Here is a 16452-nt window from a genome sequence, read left to right on the forward strand (position 1 = left end):
GGGTTCAGGGCTGCGACAGCGCCGGGCGCGGCACAACCGTGTCTGTTGGCGGCGCGGCAGCGTCGGATACGGGCAGCGGGCGGACATAACGCGCCACACACACCGCACCGATGATGGTCAGCAGCCCCGCCAGCAAGAAGGCACTGGTGAACGAGCCAGTGAACTGCACCAGAAAGCCGGTCAGGGTCGGGCCGATGATGCCCGAGGTGTTGGCCAGAAAATGCATGAAGCCACTGACCCCGCCTACCCGTGCGGCGGGCACGGTGTCCTGGATGATCGCCCAGTAAATGGCGCCGGTGAGGTACAGGAAGAACACCGCCAGGGCCACCAGCGCGACCGCCGGGTACAAGGTTTTGACGATACCGGCGAAACCGATGCACACCGCACAGGCCAGCAGGCACGTGACCAGCACCACTTTGCGCGAGAACATCATGCGCCCGGTCTTTTTGAACACGAAGTCGGAGATAAACCCGCCCAGCGCCAGCCCGAGGAAGCCCAGCACCCAGGGAATGACCGTGGCGATGCTCATCTCTTTAACGTTGAGGCCGTGGGCCATCGTCAGGTAGCTGGGGAACCAGGTCAGGAAGAAAAACAGCGTGTAGTTGTACGAGAAGAACGCCAGCGAGGTGAACAGCACCGTCGGTTGCTTGAGGTAGTAACGCAGAGGATGCACCGGCAGCGCCGCCATGTCGCTCTGGCCTTCACCTTCAGCAATCTCTTGCGCAACCTTGCCGGTAGGTTTGTCCTTGACGAACTTGTACCAGACCGCCGCCCACACCAGGCCGATCAACATAATGATGATGAACGAGACCTTCCAGCCGTAGCTGATGGCAATAAAACCCACCACCGGCCCGGAAATCGCGCCCCCCAACGGGGTGCCCGACATGGAGGAACCCAGCGCCCGCGCCCGTTGCTTGGGCGTGTACCAGTTGTTGACCATTTTGCTGGTGGTCACGCTCAGCGGGCCTTCACCCATGCCGAACAGAATGCGGATAAACACCAGCGACATGAAGCCGACCGTGAGCACGGTCAAGCCGCTGAACAGCGACCACAGCACCATTGCCAGCAGCAGCGTGGTTTTGGCGCCATAGCGGTCGGCCGCCCAGCCGCCGATAAAGTTGAAGGCGGCATAGCCGACAAAAAAACTACTGAAAATCATGCCCATTTCACCCGTGGTCAGACCGTAGTCTTTTTGGATGAATGGGGCTGCCACGGACAATGCCGAGCGATCCAGGTAGTTAATGACGCCTGCCAGGAACAGCATGATGATGATTAACGTACGACCTTGACCAAACATTGGAACCTCCCGCTTTTTATGTTTATTCGGTGAGGGTGCCCAGCAGTGGGCACATGGAGCTAAGGTGTTCAGGAATGAGCGGTGTTGAGCTGCACCAGCACTTTGCGGGTCTGCTCGGGGTGGTTTTCGATCAGGGCGATCGCCTCGGGCATGTCATCAAAGCCGACGCGGTGGCTGATCATTTCCTGAACCTGCAACTTGCCGCTGGCGATCAGTTCGATCACCCGTGGGAACTTGCGGTTGTTGAGGCGCGAACCCACCAGGGTGAGTTCCTTTTTGATCATTTCCAGCTGCACCAGGTCGGTGGGCGTGGCGTTGAAACCCAGCAGGCCAATCCGCCCCGCCGGCGAAGCCAGGCGCACCATTTGCGGCATCAATGCCGGGATGCAGGCGGCATCGACAATCAGCGGCACGCCCTGGCCCTCGGTCAGTTCCCGCATGGTCGCTTCAACGTCGACATCCTTGCCGTTGAGGGTTCGGGTAGCACCCAGCGAGCGCGCGGTTTCAAGGCGCTCATCAATGACGTCGGTCACCGTAATGTCGGTCAGCCCCAACGCCCGGGCCATTTGCACCAAGGTCAGGCCGATCACTCCGGCGCCGTAAATCAGCAGGCTGTCGCCGGGGTGCGGCTGCATGCGGTCCAGCACGTTGAGGGCGATGGAGTAAGGTTCGACCAGGGCGGCGTGGCTGAGGGACATCGAGTCTGGCAGACGATGGACATTGCTCGCCGGCACGCTGACTTGCTCGCTGAAACCGCCGTCGCGGTGCACGCCGATCACTTGCAACTGGGTGCACACGTTGGGCCGGTTGATGCGGCACGGGTAGCAGGTGCCGCAACTGACGACCGGGTCGATGCACACGCGGTCACCGACCTTTATGTTCTCTACGCCGTCGCCCACTTCGCGCACCACGCCCGAAAACTCATGGCCGGTGACGCGGGGAAAGCGCACAAAGGCGTTCTGCCCGTGAATGATGTGCAGATCCGAACCGCAGATACCGGCGTAGGCCACATCGACCTTCACTTCATTACGGGCGACCTGCGGGACTTCAACCTGAGCCAGGCCAAACTCAAAAGGTGCTCTCACTTGAAACGCTTTCATCGGATAACTCCTGCCAAGGCATGACGCCCAATTTTTTATAGTTATTAAACAGTCGCGCAAAAAGCTTTAAACGGAGTGTTACCAGTGCCAGAGCGTGCCGTCTTCGAGGCGGTTAACCGGCAGGCTGGCCCGCTTGTAGGGATATTGGGCGGCCAGTGTTTCGTCGATATCCACGCCATGACCCGGGGTGTCGCCGGGGGTGAAATGGCCGTCTTCAAAGCGGTAGGCGTGGGGGAACACGGCCTCGGTCAGCGGGTCGTGGGGCATGTGTTCCTGGATGCCAAAGTTGGGCACCCACGTGTCGAAATGCAGCGCCGCGCCCATGGTGACCGGCGACAAATCAGTGGCGCCGTGGAACCCGGTGCGCACCTGGTAGAGCGCGGCAAAGTCCGCGATCCGCCGCACATGGCTGATGCCACCGGCATGCACCAGCGTGGCGCGAATGTAGTCGATCAACTGCTCTTGAATCAGCTCGCGGCAGTCGTGAATCGAGTTGAACACCTCGCCTACCGCCAACGGTGTGGTGGTGTGCTGACGGATCAGGCGGAACGCCTCCTGGTTCTCGGCCGGGGTGCAGTCCTCAAGCCAGAACAGGTTGAACGGCTCGACGGCCTTACCCAGACGCCCGGCTTCAATGGGCGTCAACCGATGATGGACGTCATGCAGAATGTGCAGGTCATCGCCAAAACGCTCGCGCACGGCGGCGAACAGCTTGGGCACATGATTGAGGTATTTGGCGGTGTCCCACACATGCTCGGCGGGCAGGTCGCTGTCGGCCGGTTCATAGCGCTCGCCGCTGCGCTTGGCCACGCCATACGTGGTGGCAATGCCCGGAATCCCGCACTGCACGCGCACGGCTTTGTAGCCCAGCTCAACATGGCGGGCGACCTCGGCCAGGCAGCCCTCGATGTCCTTGCCCGTGGCATGCCCATACACCATGACCCGCTCGCGGCTCTTGCCACCCAGCAACTGGTACAACGGCATGTTGGCGGCCTTGGCCTTGATGTCCCACAACGCCACGTCGACGGCGGCAATCGCAGTCATGGTCACCGGGCCACGGCGCCAGTAGGCCCCGCGATACAGGTACTGCCAGATGTCTTCGATACGCTGCGCATCGCGGCCGATCAAAGCAGGCAAAACGTGCTCTTCAAGGTATGCCACCACGGCCATTTCGCGGCCGTTCAAGGTCGCGTCGCCGATGCCATACAGGCCGGAGTCGGTGACAATTTTCAGGGTGATCAGGTTGCGCCCAGGGCAAGTGACGATCACCCGCGCTTCAACAATTTTCATACGCTCAAGCCTCAGCCACAGAAGACAATGCGGGCATGCTCAGTGTCGGCATGGCCGCGCGCGGGATCAGCGCCCCGGGGTGTTGCACCACTTGCGCGGCCAGCCGATGGCCCCAGCGCGCCGCCAGTGCGGGCTCGCCACCTTGCAAACGGCAAGCAAGGTACGCCGCGCTAAACGAGTCGCCCGCCGCGGTGGTGTCAACGATGTGCTGTACATGTTCGGCGGGCACTTCAAAGTGCCCCGCCGCGCACTGAATCAAGCACGAGGCCGCGCCACGTTTAAGCGCGACTTCGCCCACGCCGAAGGCTTTATAGGCGCGAAACAGTTCTGTGTGATCGGCATAACCGAACAGCGCAGCGTCGTCTTCCCAGGTGATCAGGGCCAGGTCAGTCAGGCGCAGCATGTCGCTGTAGGCCTGGCGTGCGGCGTGCACGTCGGGCCATAAATGGGGGCGGTAATTGTTGTCGAAGACGATGCGGGTTCCGGCCGCTCGGGCCAGGCTCAGGGCTTGCATCAAGCGTTCGCGGCCACCGGGCGTGAGGATCGCCAGGCTGATGCCGCTGACATACACATAGTCATAATCGGCCAACGCACTGAGCAAGGCATCGGCTTGCGGCCCGTCGAACACCCGGCGGGCGGCGGCTTCGCCACGCCAGTAGGCAAAACGGCGTTCGCCCTGGTCGTCGGTCTGGATAAAGTACAGCCCCGGCAGTGCATCGGGGATCACCCGAACGTGCTGGTCACCCACGCCTTCATCGCGCCACATCTGGCGCATGGCAACGCTGAAAGCGTCTGCACCGACAGCCGTTATGTAGTCGACGACCATCGCGCTGCCCTGGCTGACACGGGCCAGGTAGACCGCCGCATTCAGCGTGTCGCCGCCAAAGGTCTGGCTGAACGTCGCGCCCGGCTCACCGCGCATCTCAATCATGCACTCGCCAATCAACGCCACCTTGAGGGGGCGAGATCGTTCGGCCTGTGGGCAATGCCCGAGCATTACTGTCATCACTGCGCGCCTTGTGTTTTGCGTCAACGCAGACCCGTAAGGGAGGGTCTTGTGCAGCGCTATTATTGTTTTCGAAACGGCGTTTCATTTTTTAGCTTGTGGCCGATTCTAATCTTAATTCCGGCACCGTCAAGCAAAATGGAACAGCGTTTCGATTCGCCAGGGTATATCCTTGTTTTTTTTAATTGTGTTGGAGCCTCCATGGACAACAGCACCACCCAAAACAATGAACTGGTGTCGGCCGTAGGGCGGACCATGGCTGTGCTTGAAACCCTGGCCGAACACCCTGAAGAAAGCGGCGTGTCAGAAATCGCGCAAAAGCTGGACATGTCAAAAAGCACGGTTTACCGCTTTTTGCAGTCGCTCAAAGCCCGCGGCTATGTGGTCCAGGATGCCGAGGACCGCTACCGCCTCAGCGTTCGCCTGTTCGAACTGGGCGCTCAGGCCCTGCCCCACCTGGACATCGTGCGCGAAGCCGAACCGGGCATGCGGCGCATCAATGAGCTGACCGGCGAGACCGTGCACTTGGGCATCCTCGACGAGGGCAGCATCGTTTACGTGCACAAGATCGACTCCAAGTACAACCTGCGCATGTACTCGCGCATCGGCCGCCGCGCCCCGTTGTACTGCACCGGGATTGGCAAAGTGCTGATGGCCTGGCTGGAAGAAGACGAGTTGCTTGCGCACCTGCGCGAAGAAAGTTTTGAACGTCGAACCGCCAATACCCTCACCAGCATTGATGAGTACCTGCACGAACTGGCGTTGGTGCGCGAGCAAGGCTATGGCGAAGACCATGAGGAATTCGAAGACAACATGCGCTGCCTGGCGGCGCCGATCAGGGACCGCTTTGGCCATGTGATCGGTGGCATGAGCGTGTCCTTTCCGTGCTTTCGCTTTCGCGAAGAACTGAAACAGGACTACGTCAAACAACTGATGGAAGCCTCGCAACAAATCTCCAGCCAATTGGGCTGGCGCCCATAGAGGTGATGTGGGTGTCGCAGTCGACACCCACAACAAGTAATCCTGAAATTTAGGAAGCGTCCTACAGACCTTGATGCTAGTTACTGCTAGTTTTGCCGAGGTAATTAGATGACGCATTTTTAAATCACACGGGACTTAAACATGACCACGTTCAAGACATTAGTAACGATCCAACTTGCCTTGAACTTTGGTTATATCTCACTCGAAGTCCCTTGACGTTAATCCCTATATTCAGCCCCCATACAAACCCCATGCTTACTGTTGCAACGCCAACTTTATTAAGTGCCTCTGCGTGAGGCATTAACAGGTCAGAAGTGTTGGAGATAACGCCATGAGGCTCTCTTGCGTTCCGCCAGTTGCTGCATCACTGATTGCCACTACCGAAAACATCTTACATATCGCGCCGGTGTCCAGTGGCTGGAAAGCCGATGCGCCCAGTAATGTCATCTTTCTGCCCCCGACATTAACCAAACAAACACTGCTGATACAGATCGCACTGCTGCGCCCGTCAACCCTCGTTGTCGGGGATCAAAGCATTGATGCCGAGGTCATTGACCTGTGGCGAACGTGCCACCCATTCGGCGATCTTGTGCTGATTCGCAGAGGCTCGAGCCTGGATAAAGTGCGGCTGGACCTGTGCGCGCCCAACCATGTTCGGGTGATCAATACGCCGGGGGTCAACGCGCCGCATGTAGCGGCCTATATCGCCCATTGGCTGACATTTGCCGATGGAGGCACAGCACAGGCTGTTAGCGTGCTGGGCTACGGCAATGTCGGCAAAGCCCTGGTTAATCTGTTGCTTGAGCAAAACCCGGACATCCGGGTCAAGGTGTTAGTGCGCCCCGGCCAAACGCCAGCGCCGGTTAACCGGGTCTCATTTGTCGTTGACTGGCTTGAAGCACTGCAAGGGGCGCACGCTGTTGCGATCTGTTTGTCGCTGAATGAGGACTCCACCCAGCGCATTGACCGTGCCCTCATTGAGAGCCTGAACCCTCAGGCCCGGGTGGTCTGTGTCGCCAAACCGGAGGTGTTCAGCGATGCGGCGTTGCAGGCTCTGGCAAAGGCTCAAGGCATCCAGTTGATCGTCGACTACGGGCCCGCAACACTGGATGCCTTTCGTCTGCGCACCCTGGCGCTCGGTTGTAGCACCTCAACGTGGTGCAAGCCGGCGACGCTGACGACGCAGGCGGCAACCACTGAAGCCTGCCATCGCGACCTTGACTATGCCGTCTGCGTGCAACTGAGCCTCACCGCCTTGCGCGGCCTTGTCAGGCGTCAATGTGCCCACTCTCTGATGATCCCGACCAAGCCGGTAGAGGCCGGTGCGCCCAGCGTGTCGATTATTGGCAGAGGCATCAATGGTTTGCTCCAGGCGGTGATGTGCCGCTTGGCGAATTATCAGGTCACAGTCTACGGCGGGGATCAGGAGAGCGATGGCGCCAGTCACAAGAACGTCAATATGCGCCATCTGTCTGCAACGGAGACGGCGGCAAAGCCGCTGCATAACGACTACCTGCTCCCCGCCAACCAACACTTGGCCATTGCGTGCAACCGCGCAGGCATCGAGCTGTTTGAAAAGCTCCTGGCTGACAACCCGTCACTGCGCCCCTTCGCCAAGGCGGGGATTGTGCGCGCCTATCGGGAAGGTGACGAAGGCGTAGACGCGGCCATTGGCGAGCAACGCGCGATTGAACGCTCACCCTGGCCGAGTGGCAGGCCGGGTGGCGAGTTGCTGGAGATCAGCCAGCAGCAATTTGAGGCCAGGTATGCAATGCCCGGGATCAGTCGCGCCATTGAGGTATCGGGCTACGACCTGGCGTTTGTCGAGGTGATGGCCGAGTTGGTGACGCTTTTGCAGCGCGCCGGGGTTCAGTTCCGGCCCCAGCGTCTGAGCCGGGGGCAAATTACCGACCTGAGCAGAGAGCACTTCGTCATCACCGCCATGGGCGTTGAGCAACCAGACGTCTTACCGATCACTGGCTGGTTTTTCAAATTGATCGCTATCGGCAACGAAGGCGCCGATCTGCGCGGGGTCAAGTTGCACTACGCGTTGCCAATCGGCGTCATGAATTGCCGCCTGGACGCAGACCACATTCTTGTCTCCGGCGGCCAGGTACCACCCGATGCAAGCCCGGCGGATAAACAACAGATACTCGCCGCCTGCCTGGCCGCTGTTGCCCGGCACTTCCCAAACGCCTATGCCAAGGCGATCGAAAGTGACAACTTACAGATCATTGAATGCACACGGCCCGGTACTCAAGATGGCCTGTCGATTGTGCATTGGTGTGCATTTAATCGTGTTGCCGCCGGGGCAACTTATGCCGGAGGCACAACACAAGGTTTAGTGTGGGCCTCTTTGGTTCAAGAACTTATTCAAGCAAGGGCACTGACGCTCTCTGGCGTACCTGTGAATAAAAAACACTATTAAAGGCTGTTTATAAAAAACGCTCTTGGCTAGCCCATTTAAACCTTCATTGACTTAGTGCCGCACATTTAATGAGGCTGGCACTTACTTCGCTCAACACTTATTTGAACGCGAAGACACTCAAGCATCCGATAACAACAATGAAACATCACTTGAGGCATTGGAATGAATAGATTGAAACTTGCTGGGCTCACACTCGCCGCCACGTCCCTGATGGGTCTTGCCAGTGGCGCCTCGGCGGGCGCCACACTGGACGCCATCCAGAAGAAAGGGTTTATCCAATGCGGTGTCTCCGATGGTTTACCGGGCTTCTCGGTACCGGATGCCCACGGCAAGATCCTGGGGATCGACGCTGACGTCTGCCGCGCGGTGGCTGCCGCCGTGTTTGGTGACGCCAGCAAGGTCAAATTCAGCCAGTTAAATGCCAAGGAGCGTTTCACTGCCCTGCAATCGGGCGAAATCGACATCTTGTCGCGCAACACCACCATGACCAGCTCCCGCGATGCAGGAATGGGCATGAAATTCCCGGGGTTTATCGCCTACTACGACGGCGTTGGTTTTTTGGTCAACAAAAAGCTCGGTGTAAAAAGTGCCAAGGAGCTGGACGGAGCAACCCTGTGCATCCTCGCCGGGACCACTACCGAGCTGAACGTGTCCGACTACTTTCGCGCTAATAAGCTGAAGTACAGCCCGATCACCTTCGACACCTCCGATGAAAGCGCCAAGTCGCTGGAGTCCGGCCGCTGTGACGTACTGAGTTCCGACAAGTCCCAACTCTACGCACAGCGCAGCAAACTGGCCCACCCTGACGATTACGTCGTCCTGCCAGAAACCATTTCCAAAGAACCGCTGGGCCCTATCGTGCGCAACGGTGACGACGACTGGCTGGCCATCGTGCGCTGGGTGGGTTACGCCATGCTCAACGCTGAAGAAGCGGGCATTACGTCGAAGAACGTGGAAGCTCAAGCCAAGACCAGCAAGAACCCCGACGTAGCCCGCCTGCTGGGTGCCGACGGCGAATACGGCAAAGACCTGAAGTTGCGCAAGGACTGGGTGGTGCAGATCGTCAAACAAGTCGGCAACTACGGCGAAGTCTTTGAGAGAAACCTGGGCAAAGGCAGCCCTCTGCAAATTGACCGCGGGCTAAACGCACTGTGGAACAACGGCGGCATTCAATACGCACCGCCTGTGCGCTGATCGTTGAATGCGTTGTCGCCCGGCGGTTGATCGCCGGGCGACGTTCTGTTGCTTTTTTCCGGGGCATTACATGCAAAACCTAATCGACGCACCCAAGCAGAAGCTGCGCTTCAGCGATCCCAAAGTGCGTGAGTGGCTGTTTCAGATCATTACGATTGTGGCGGTCGTTTCACTGGGCTGGTACCTGTTCAATAACACCCAGACCAACCTGCAACACCGAGGGATCACCTCGGGTTTCGAGTTTCTTGAGCGCAGTGCCGGTTTCGGTATCGCGCAGCATTTAATCGATTACAAAGAATCGGACAGCTATGCCAGAGTCTTTGTCATCGGCTTGCTCAACACCTTGCTGGTGACGGTGATTGGCGTGGTGCTGGCCACCCTCCTCGGCTTCATCATCGGCGTGGCGCGTTTGTCCCCCAACTGGATGATCAACAAGCTGGCGACGGTGTATGTGGAAGTGTTCCGTAACATTCCGCCGCTGCTGCAAATCCTGTTCTGGTACTTCGCGGTGTTCCTGAGCATGCCAGGACCGCGCAATAGCCATAACTTCAATGACACCTTCTTTGTCAGCAGCCGGGGTCTGAACATGCCCGCGGCGCTGGCCGCTGACGGCTTTTGGCCATTTGCATGCAGCGTGCTGCTTGCCCTCGTTACTGTCGGCTTGATGGTGCGCCGGGCCAACCAACACTTTGAAGCCACCGGCCAACCGTTTCATAAGTTCTGGGCCGGGCTGGGCTTGCTGCTGGTGATTCCCGGGGCATGCGCGCTGATTTTTGGCGCGCCGCTGCAGTGGGAAATGCCCGAGCTCAAGGGTTTCAACTTTGTCGGTGGCTGGGTGCTGATCCCGGAGCTGCTGGCGCTTACCCTGGCCCTGACGGTGTACACCGCAGCGTTTATCGCCGAGATCGTGCGCTCGGGCATCACCTCGGTCAGCCACGGCCAGACCGAAGCCGCACGCTCCCTGGGCCTGCGCCCCGGGCCGACGCTGCGCAAGGTGATCATCCCGCAAGCCCTGCGGGTGATCATTCCGCCGCTGACCAGCCAATACCTCAACCTGGCAAAAAACTCGTCTTTGGCGGCCGGGATCGGCTATCCGGAAATGGTTTCGTTGTTTGCCGGAACGGTGCTCAACCAGACCGGCCAGGCCATTGAAGTCATTGCGATCACCATGAGCGTGTACCTGGCGATCAGCATCAGCATTTCTTTGCTGATGAACGTTTACAACAAACGCATCGCGCTGATCGAACGCTAAGGAGACGGCCATGACGACTCATCATTTCAAACCCGACCTGCCGCCCCCGAACAAGGTGTTCGGCCCCATCGCATGGATGCGTACCCACTTGTTCAGCGGTGCTTTCAACACCCTGCTGACGTTGCTGGCGTTCTACCTGCTGTACCTGACAGTGCCGCCGCTGGTGCAGTGGACGATCCTTGACGCGAACTGGACAGGCAGCACCCGCGCCGACTGCACCCGGTCAGGCGCCTGCTGGGTGTTCATTCAGCAGCGCTTCGGGCAGTTCATGTATGGCTACTACCCCGCTGACCTGCGCTGGCGCGTCGACCTGACCGTGTGGCTGGCCGTCATCGGCGCGGCGCCGTTGTTTATCTCTCGCTTTACGCACAAGGCCATTTACGGCGTGGGCTTTCTGGTGGTGTACCCGGTTCTGGCCTTCACCCTGCTGCATGGCGGTTATTGGGGCCTGACCAGCGTGTCGACCAGCCAGTGGGGCGGCCTGATGCTGACACTGGTGATCGCCACCGTCGGCATTGCAGGCGCGTTGCCTTTAGGCATCGTGCTGGCATTGGGGCGCCGTTCGAACATGCCGGCGATTCGCGTGGTGTGCGTGACCTTCATCGAGTTCTGGCGCGGCGTGCCATTGATCACGGTGCTGTTTATGTCGTCGGTGATGCTGCCGTTGTTCCTGCCCGAAGGCATGAACTTCGACAAGCTGCTGCGGGCGCTGATTGGCGTGATTCTGTTCCAGTCGGCCTACGTGGCTGAAGTGGTGCGCGGCGGTCTGCAAGCCATCCCCAAAGGCCAGTACGAAGCAGCCGCAGCGATGGGCCTGGGTTACTGGCGCAGCATGGGTCTGGTGATTTTGCCGCAAGCCTTGAAGCTGGTGATTCCGGGCATCGTGAACACCTTTATTGCGCTGTTCAAGGACACGAGCCTTGTGATCATCATCGGTCTGTTTGACCTGCTCAACAGCGTCAAGCAAGCCGCCGCCGACCCTAAATGGCTGGGCATGGCCACTGAAGGCTATGTGTTTGCCGCCCTGGTGTTCTGGATGTTCTGTTTTGGCATGTCGCGCTACTCCATGCATTTGGAACGCAAGCTCGACACCGGTCATAAGCGTTAGGAGTTCTGCGATGAATGAAGCAATCAAACACCCTGTCAGCCCTGCCGGGATTATCCAGATGCAGGACGTCAACAAGTGGTACAGCCAGTTCCACGTGTTGAAAGACATCAACCTGAACGTCAACCAGGGCGAGCGAATTGTGCTGTGCGGCCCGTCGGGTTCGGGTAAATCCACCACCATCCGCTGCCTTAATCGCCTTGAAGAGCACCAGCAAGGCCGCATCGTGGTCGATGGCGTGGAACTGACCAACGACCTCAAACAGATCGAAGCGATTCGCCGTGAAGTGGGCATGGTGTTCCAGCACTTCAACCTCTTCCCGCACCTGACCATTTTGCAAAACTGCACGCTGGCGCCGATGTGGGTACGCAAGATGCCCAAGCGCCAGGCCGAAGAAATCGCCATGCATTATCTGGAGCGCGTGCGTATTCCGGAGCAGGCCCACAAGTACCCCGGCCAGTTGTCTGGCGGCCAACAGCAGCGCGTGGCCATCGCCCGCGCCTTGTGCATGAAGCCCAAAATCATGCTGTTCGATGAGCCAACGTCAGCACTGGACCCGGAAATGGTCAAAGAGGTTCTGGACACCATGATTGGTTTGGCCGAAGACGGCATGACCATGCTCTGTGTGACCCATGAAATGGGCTTTGCCCGCACCGTGGCTGACCGGGTGATCTTCATGGACAAAGGTGGAATCGTCGAGCAGGCCGCGCCTGATGCCTTCTTCGATAACCCGCAAAATGAACGGACCCGGCTGTTCTTGAGCCAGATATTGCATTGATGCCATAGGTTGTATTCCCCTGTAGGAGCGAGCTTGTCTCGCGATCTTTTAAGATCAAAAGATCGCGAGACAAGCTCGCTCCTACAGACGTTTATGGGCTGAACAGCCGATAGCACAGTGCTACTTTTCGCATCACTGCCGCATAATCCTGCCCGATTTTGAGTCACGCCCTGATTTAAAAAATCGTGTCAGGGCGCAAAAAAGTGCGCCCGTTTATACAGGAGCGACAAAGGATTAATACAGTGCGCCAATCTGCCGTACACGCCCAATAGAGGGCGCACATCCTGCAACAGGATAAATCGCTAAACCTCTAATAACTCCAAGGAAGACGTTGTGATCAAACCCCTCGCACTCGCTGTCAGCGTTGCCGGCGCCCTGCTGTCAACTCAAGGCCATGCCTATAACTACGGCGAACATGCTGCAACTACCCTCGATAAGCTGATTAACGACTACCCCGGCCGCTACCGGGGCACGGCCAACTTTGCCGGTGCCGCCGACTGGATGCAAAGCCAGATGGGCGATGCGTACAGCATCAGCCGCCAGGATTTTTCCTGGGGGGCCGGTAACAGTCGCAGCTCGCAAAACGTAGTGGCCTACGCGGCGGGCACTAAACCGCAATACGTGGTGGTCGGTGCGCATTTCGACACGTACTTTGGCCGCCCGACCCTGCAAGGTCTGGATGACAACGGTTCTGGCGCCAGCGTGCTCACCGAAATCGCTCGTAACCTCAACGGCGTACCGCTCGAATACGGCCTGCAAGTGATTGGTTTTGGTGCTGAAGAAGAAGGCTTGCAAGGCTCCAAAGCCTTCGTCAACAGTTTGAGCGCCAGCCAGCGCGAGAACATGCTGGCCATGATTAACCTCGACAGCCTGATTACCGGCGACATGATGTACGCCCACTCGGGTAAAAACAGCGTCAGCAATCCGGGCCTGGCCTCATTGCGTGAGCACGCGTTCAAGCTCGCCAAAGAACTCAACATCAACCTGTTCAGCAACCCTGGCCTCGATGCCGCCTACCCGGCTGGCACCGGCTGCTGCAGTGATGGCGAATCGTTTGAAAAGCTGAATATCCCGGTGCTCTACGTCGAAGCCACCAACTGGGAACTGGGGGATCTGGACGGCTACACCCAGACCGATAACCCGGCCATTCCTGGCGGCTCGACCTGGCATGACCCGAAGAAAGATAACGAAGCCGTGCTCACCAACGCCTTCGGCCAGGAACGCATCGACCAGCGCCTGCGCGACTATTCGCGACTGCTCAGCCGACTGGTGCTGGAGTTGACCAACGCTGACTTGATGGCTTCCACCGCTTCGGGCGGCGCGGTCGCACGCGCTCAGCAAGACAACCTGCAACGCCAGCATCAGGCCCAGGTCAATCTGCTGGATCGCCGCTGGCTGACGCTGCAAGCGGCCAGCCGCGACGTCGGCAGTTTTGATGGCGAAATCGGTATCGATGGCCAGTACAGCGCAGACAGCGGGCCGTTCAACGAAGGTCGCCGTCTTGGTTTGCATGCGTTGGGCGACTACCAACTGACTTCCAGCCTGAGCGTAGGCGCCAGCCTGAGCTACCTGAACGGGCGCGACAAACTGGAACGCGGCGGCAAACTCGACAGCGAAAGCTGGCAGGCAGCGGTCTACGCCTTGCTCAACGATGGCGGCCCACTCTGGCTGGCCGGTGACTTGAGCGCTGGCACTACCCAGTTCGACAGCAAACGTAATCTGGTGATTCAGGCCAACGGCGGCCCTGTGCTGCTGAGCCAGAAACTGACCGGCAAGACGGACGCACTCAGCCTGGGTGCCCGCGTGATCGGCGGCTATGACTTTGATTTCGGCGCGCTCAAAAGCGGCCCGTTTGCAGGCCTGGATTACAGCCACTACCGCATCGACACGTTCCACGAGAAACAAGACCTGCGCACCGCCCTGAGCTACGAAGAGCAGAGCTTCGACTCTGTGCAAGCCAGCCTCGGTTGGCGTGCACGCGGCACGTTCGACCTGCCGGCCGGTATGAGCCTGCAACCTTACGGCGACATCGCCTGGGTCAAGGAAATGGGCGACGGGCGTCTGGATGACATCCTCCTCACCAGCCGCGCCGACGGCCAGGCACGCGGCGCGCACCTGGGCAGCGTCGACAAGAGCTATGCCCGCGCCCAGCTCGGCAGCCAACTCGCCATCACCCCGCAACTGGGCCTGTATGCCGAGATCAATGGCCGCCTGGGCAACGATGAAGGCAGCCAAACCGGCTACTCCATCGGCGCCCAATGGTTGTTCTGATCCATTGCGGTTAACCGGGGGCGCTCAGGCGCCTCCGGCTTGCAGGCCCGCGTTCGACCTCAAACGACGATGGCGCCACGCCCCAACAAATACGAATAGATCTCATGTGCATGAAGCATCCTGACTGCGATAGACTGCGGCCCGCTAAACGTCGACAAACACTCGACCGGGCCTGTCTCTCGCACAAGGATCGTCATGTTCAAACGCGCATTCCCCCTCACGCTTGCTGGCCTGCTGCTGGCGGGCTGCCAGTCCACTGCCACGGATACCAGCGCGACTACGCTCACTCCCACGCAGGAAAATGAACAGGCCCGGCAACGCGCACTGTACGAAGTGCTGATGACCAGGGTGCTGCGCCCTGCAGGCAATCTGGCCAATACCGAGGGCCGCACTGGCAGTTTTAATCTGAAAATCACCCTGGATGAACATAATCGGGTGATCGGTTGCGACACCCAGATCAACCGCAAATTCGACCCGAAACTCTACCCTTACAACGCAAAACTGGCCAAAGACCTGCTGCCAATCTGCTGGACGGCCGTACTCCCCGAGTTGCCATCGTCATTAATCAACCCAAAGAAGCGCACGGCAACAGTGGTTGCGCCGATAGCGGTTGGCCCACTGACCGGGATGAGCGACGAGCAACGCCTCAAACGCGACGAGGCCGTGCAAGCCAAGGCGCAAGACGATTTTCTGTACCGGCAACTGTTCGCACCGCTGCCTGTCGACAGCATCGGTGTTGCAACGCTGATCGTCATGACCGACAACAGTGGCCATGTACAGGAATGCGCGGCCAGCCTTGCCCCTCATGTACTGCGCCGGGCCGAGTTCAAACAGGACGATGTTTTACTCCGCGCACTGATCGCCCGCTGCAAACAGACCGACATGAGCGCCATGCCGGGCTTCAAGGCCACGGGTTTGACCAGCCTGGTGCGCCGAATTGAATACACGCCCTGGAAGGCGGGCTTGAAAGCTGACACAAACCCTGTCGCGCACTAACACGCTAAAGCCATGGTCAGTGGCGCGTAGTGAGTCATCCGCTGCTGAACACCGCAGTGTCGCCTCGGTGGCTCGTTACCAAGAGCCATAAGGCACCCCGTATTTTTCGATGTAGGCTTTTGTTTCTGGCTCTAACGGCAAGGCATATTTGCCATTAGTCTGGCCGCCTGAAGGCCCTTCCTTAACGACTTCGCCCTGAACCCTGGTCACTTCGATTGGGCTGACGCAAGGGCCTGAAATCCACACTTTGGCAATACCGCCGGGGGCCAATCCTACGGTCACGCCATTGCGGTAACCGGTGATCCATTTGGCATCGGCGGCACAAAAAGCTTTTTCAGGCTTGACCATGGCCTGCTGAATGGCTTCGGGGATCACGATATAAGCCTCGTAGGTTTGCGGCTCCACCAGTGATTGCCAGCGCACATAGATCAGGCGTGGTACCGCAGCTCCGTAAACATACTTACCTTTGCCCCAGCCCGGATAGCTGGGCCAGCCACGAGGATTACCATTGAGGTTTTTAGGTGTATTGATAGCGGCTATTCCGCTCATAGCTCGCCTGAATTCACGGTCCCGCACATCAACCGCATCTGCGGTTTCGATCCATACTTCCATGTAATCGGGGGCTCCCAGCCCTAAGCGCCATGCGTCATAGGGCAACCCATTGCTGCCCTTGGCACAGCCCACCATCAACCCAAACACACCCCATACCCATAGCAGCTTGAATGTAGTCATTGGGATGCTCCGCACGTGTGCG

General features: G+C 58.9%; 13 protein-coding genes. 8 read left to right on the forward strand and 5 right to left on the reverse strand.

All coding sequences use genetic code 11. The features are described 5' to 3' along the window. Positions 1 to 4: 4 nt before the first annotated feature. The 4 genes from TU84_RS03335 to TU84_RS03350 form a co-directional block, all read right to left on the reverse strand. On the reverse strand, positions 5 to 1297 hold the full coding sequence (locus tag TU84_RS03335) for an MFS transporter (RefSeq protein ID WP_048367127.1): 1293 nt from the start codon (positions 1295 to 1297) through the stop codon (positions 5 to 7). A gap of 68 nt (positions 1298 to 1365) precedes the next feature. Then, on the reverse strand, positions 1366 to 2397 hold the full coding sequence (locus TU84_RS03340) for a Zn-dependent oxidoreductase (protein ID WP_048367128.1): 1032 nt from the start codon (positions 2395 to 2397) through the stop codon (positions 1366 to 1368). Positions 2398 to 2475: 78 nt separating this feature from the next. Continuing rightward, the gene (gene manD / locus TU84_RS03345; protein ID WP_048367130.1) at positions 2476 to 3687 is read right to left on the reverse strand and encodes a D-mannonate dehydratase ManD; all 1212 of its coding nucleotides are present in this window, start codon (positions 3685 to 3687) and stop codon (positions 2476 to 2478) included. 4 nt (positions 3688 to 3691) lie between these two features. Then, positions 3692 to 4693, reverse strand: a complete 1002-nt coding sequence (locus TU84_RS03350; RefSeq protein ID WP_048367131.1) for a sugar kinase — start codon at positions 4691 to 4693, stop codon at positions 3692 to 3694. A gap of 201 nt (positions 4694 to 4894) precedes the next feature. Between TU84_RS03350 and kdgR the strand changes: the two genes are divergently transcribed. From kdgR to TU84_RS03390, 8 genes are all read left to right on the forward strand, one after another. Then, the gene (gene kdgR, locus TU84_RS03355; protein WP_048367132.1) at positions 4895 to 5674 is read left to right on the forward strand and encodes a DNA-binding transcriptional regulator KdgR; all 780 of its coding nucleotides are present in this window, start codon (positions 4895 to 4897) and stop codon (positions 5672 to 5674) included. 331 nt (positions 5675 to 6005) lie between these two features. Beyond that, positions 6006 to 8102, forward strand: a complete 2097-nt coding sequence (locus TU84_RS03360) for an FAD-dependent oxidoreductase (protein ID WP_048367133.1) — start codon at positions 6006 to 6008, stop codon at positions 8100 to 8102. A 210-nt stretch (positions 8103 to 8312) separates the two neighbouring features. After that, positions 8313 to 9296 carry an amino acid ABC transporter substrate-binding protein gene (locus tag TU84_RS03365; RefSeq protein ID WP_241486382.1) on the forward strand — a complete coding sequence of 328 codons (984 nt, stop codon included), beginning with the start codon at positions 8313 to 8315 and terminating at the stop codon, positions 9294 to 9296. A gap of 70 nt (positions 9297 to 9366) precedes the next feature. Beyond that, complete coding sequence (locus TU84_RS03370) at positions 9367 to 10548, forward strand: amino acid ABC transporter permease (RefSeq protein ID WP_048367135.1); 1182 nt, start codon at positions 9367 to 9369, stop codon at positions 10546 to 10548. A gap of 10 nt (positions 10549 to 10558) precedes the next feature. Beyond that, on the forward strand, positions 10559 to 11656 hold the full coding sequence (locus tag TU84_RS03375) for an amino acid ABC transporter permease (RefSeq protein WP_048367136.1): 1098 nt from the start codon (positions 10559 to 10561) through the stop codon (positions 11654 to 11656). Between the two features lie 10 nt (positions 11657 to 11666). Further along, positions 11667 to 12431 carry an amino acid ABC transporter ATP-binding protein gene (locus TU84_RS03380; protein ID WP_048367138.1) on the forward strand — a complete coding sequence of 255 codons (765 nt, stop codon included), beginning with the start codon at positions 11667 to 11669 and terminating at the stop codon, positions 12429 to 12431. A 333-nt stretch (positions 12432 to 12764) separates the two neighbouring features. Then, entirely contained in the window at positions 12765 to 14702 is a 1938-nt protein-coding gene (locus tag TU84_RS03385; protein WP_048367139.1) for an autotransporter domain-containing protein, read from the forward strand. A 195-nt stretch (positions 14703 to 14897) separates the two neighbouring features. Next, positions 14898 to 15698 (forward strand): hypothetical protein, encoded by an 801-nt coding sequence (locus tag TU84_RS03390; RefSeq protein ID WP_048367141.1) that lies wholly within the window; start codon positions 14898 to 14900, stop codon positions 15696 to 15698. Positions 15699 to 15773: 75 nt separating this feature from the next. Here the strand turns inward: TU84_RS03390 and TU84_RS03395 are convergent, their stop codons facing one another. After that, positions 15774 to 16430 (reverse strand): DUF2931 family protein, encoded by a 657-nt coding sequence (locus TU84_RS03395; protein ID WP_048367142.1) that lies wholly within the window; start codon positions 16428 to 16430, stop codon positions 15774 to 15776. Between the last annotated feature and the right edge of the window lie 22 nt (positions 16431 to 16452).

The organism is Pseudomonas helleri, from assembly GCF_001043025.1.
Taxonomy (GTDB): Bacteria; Pseudomonadota; Gammaproteobacteria; order Pseudomonadales; family Pseudomonadaceae; genus Aquipseudomonas; species Aquipseudomonas helleri.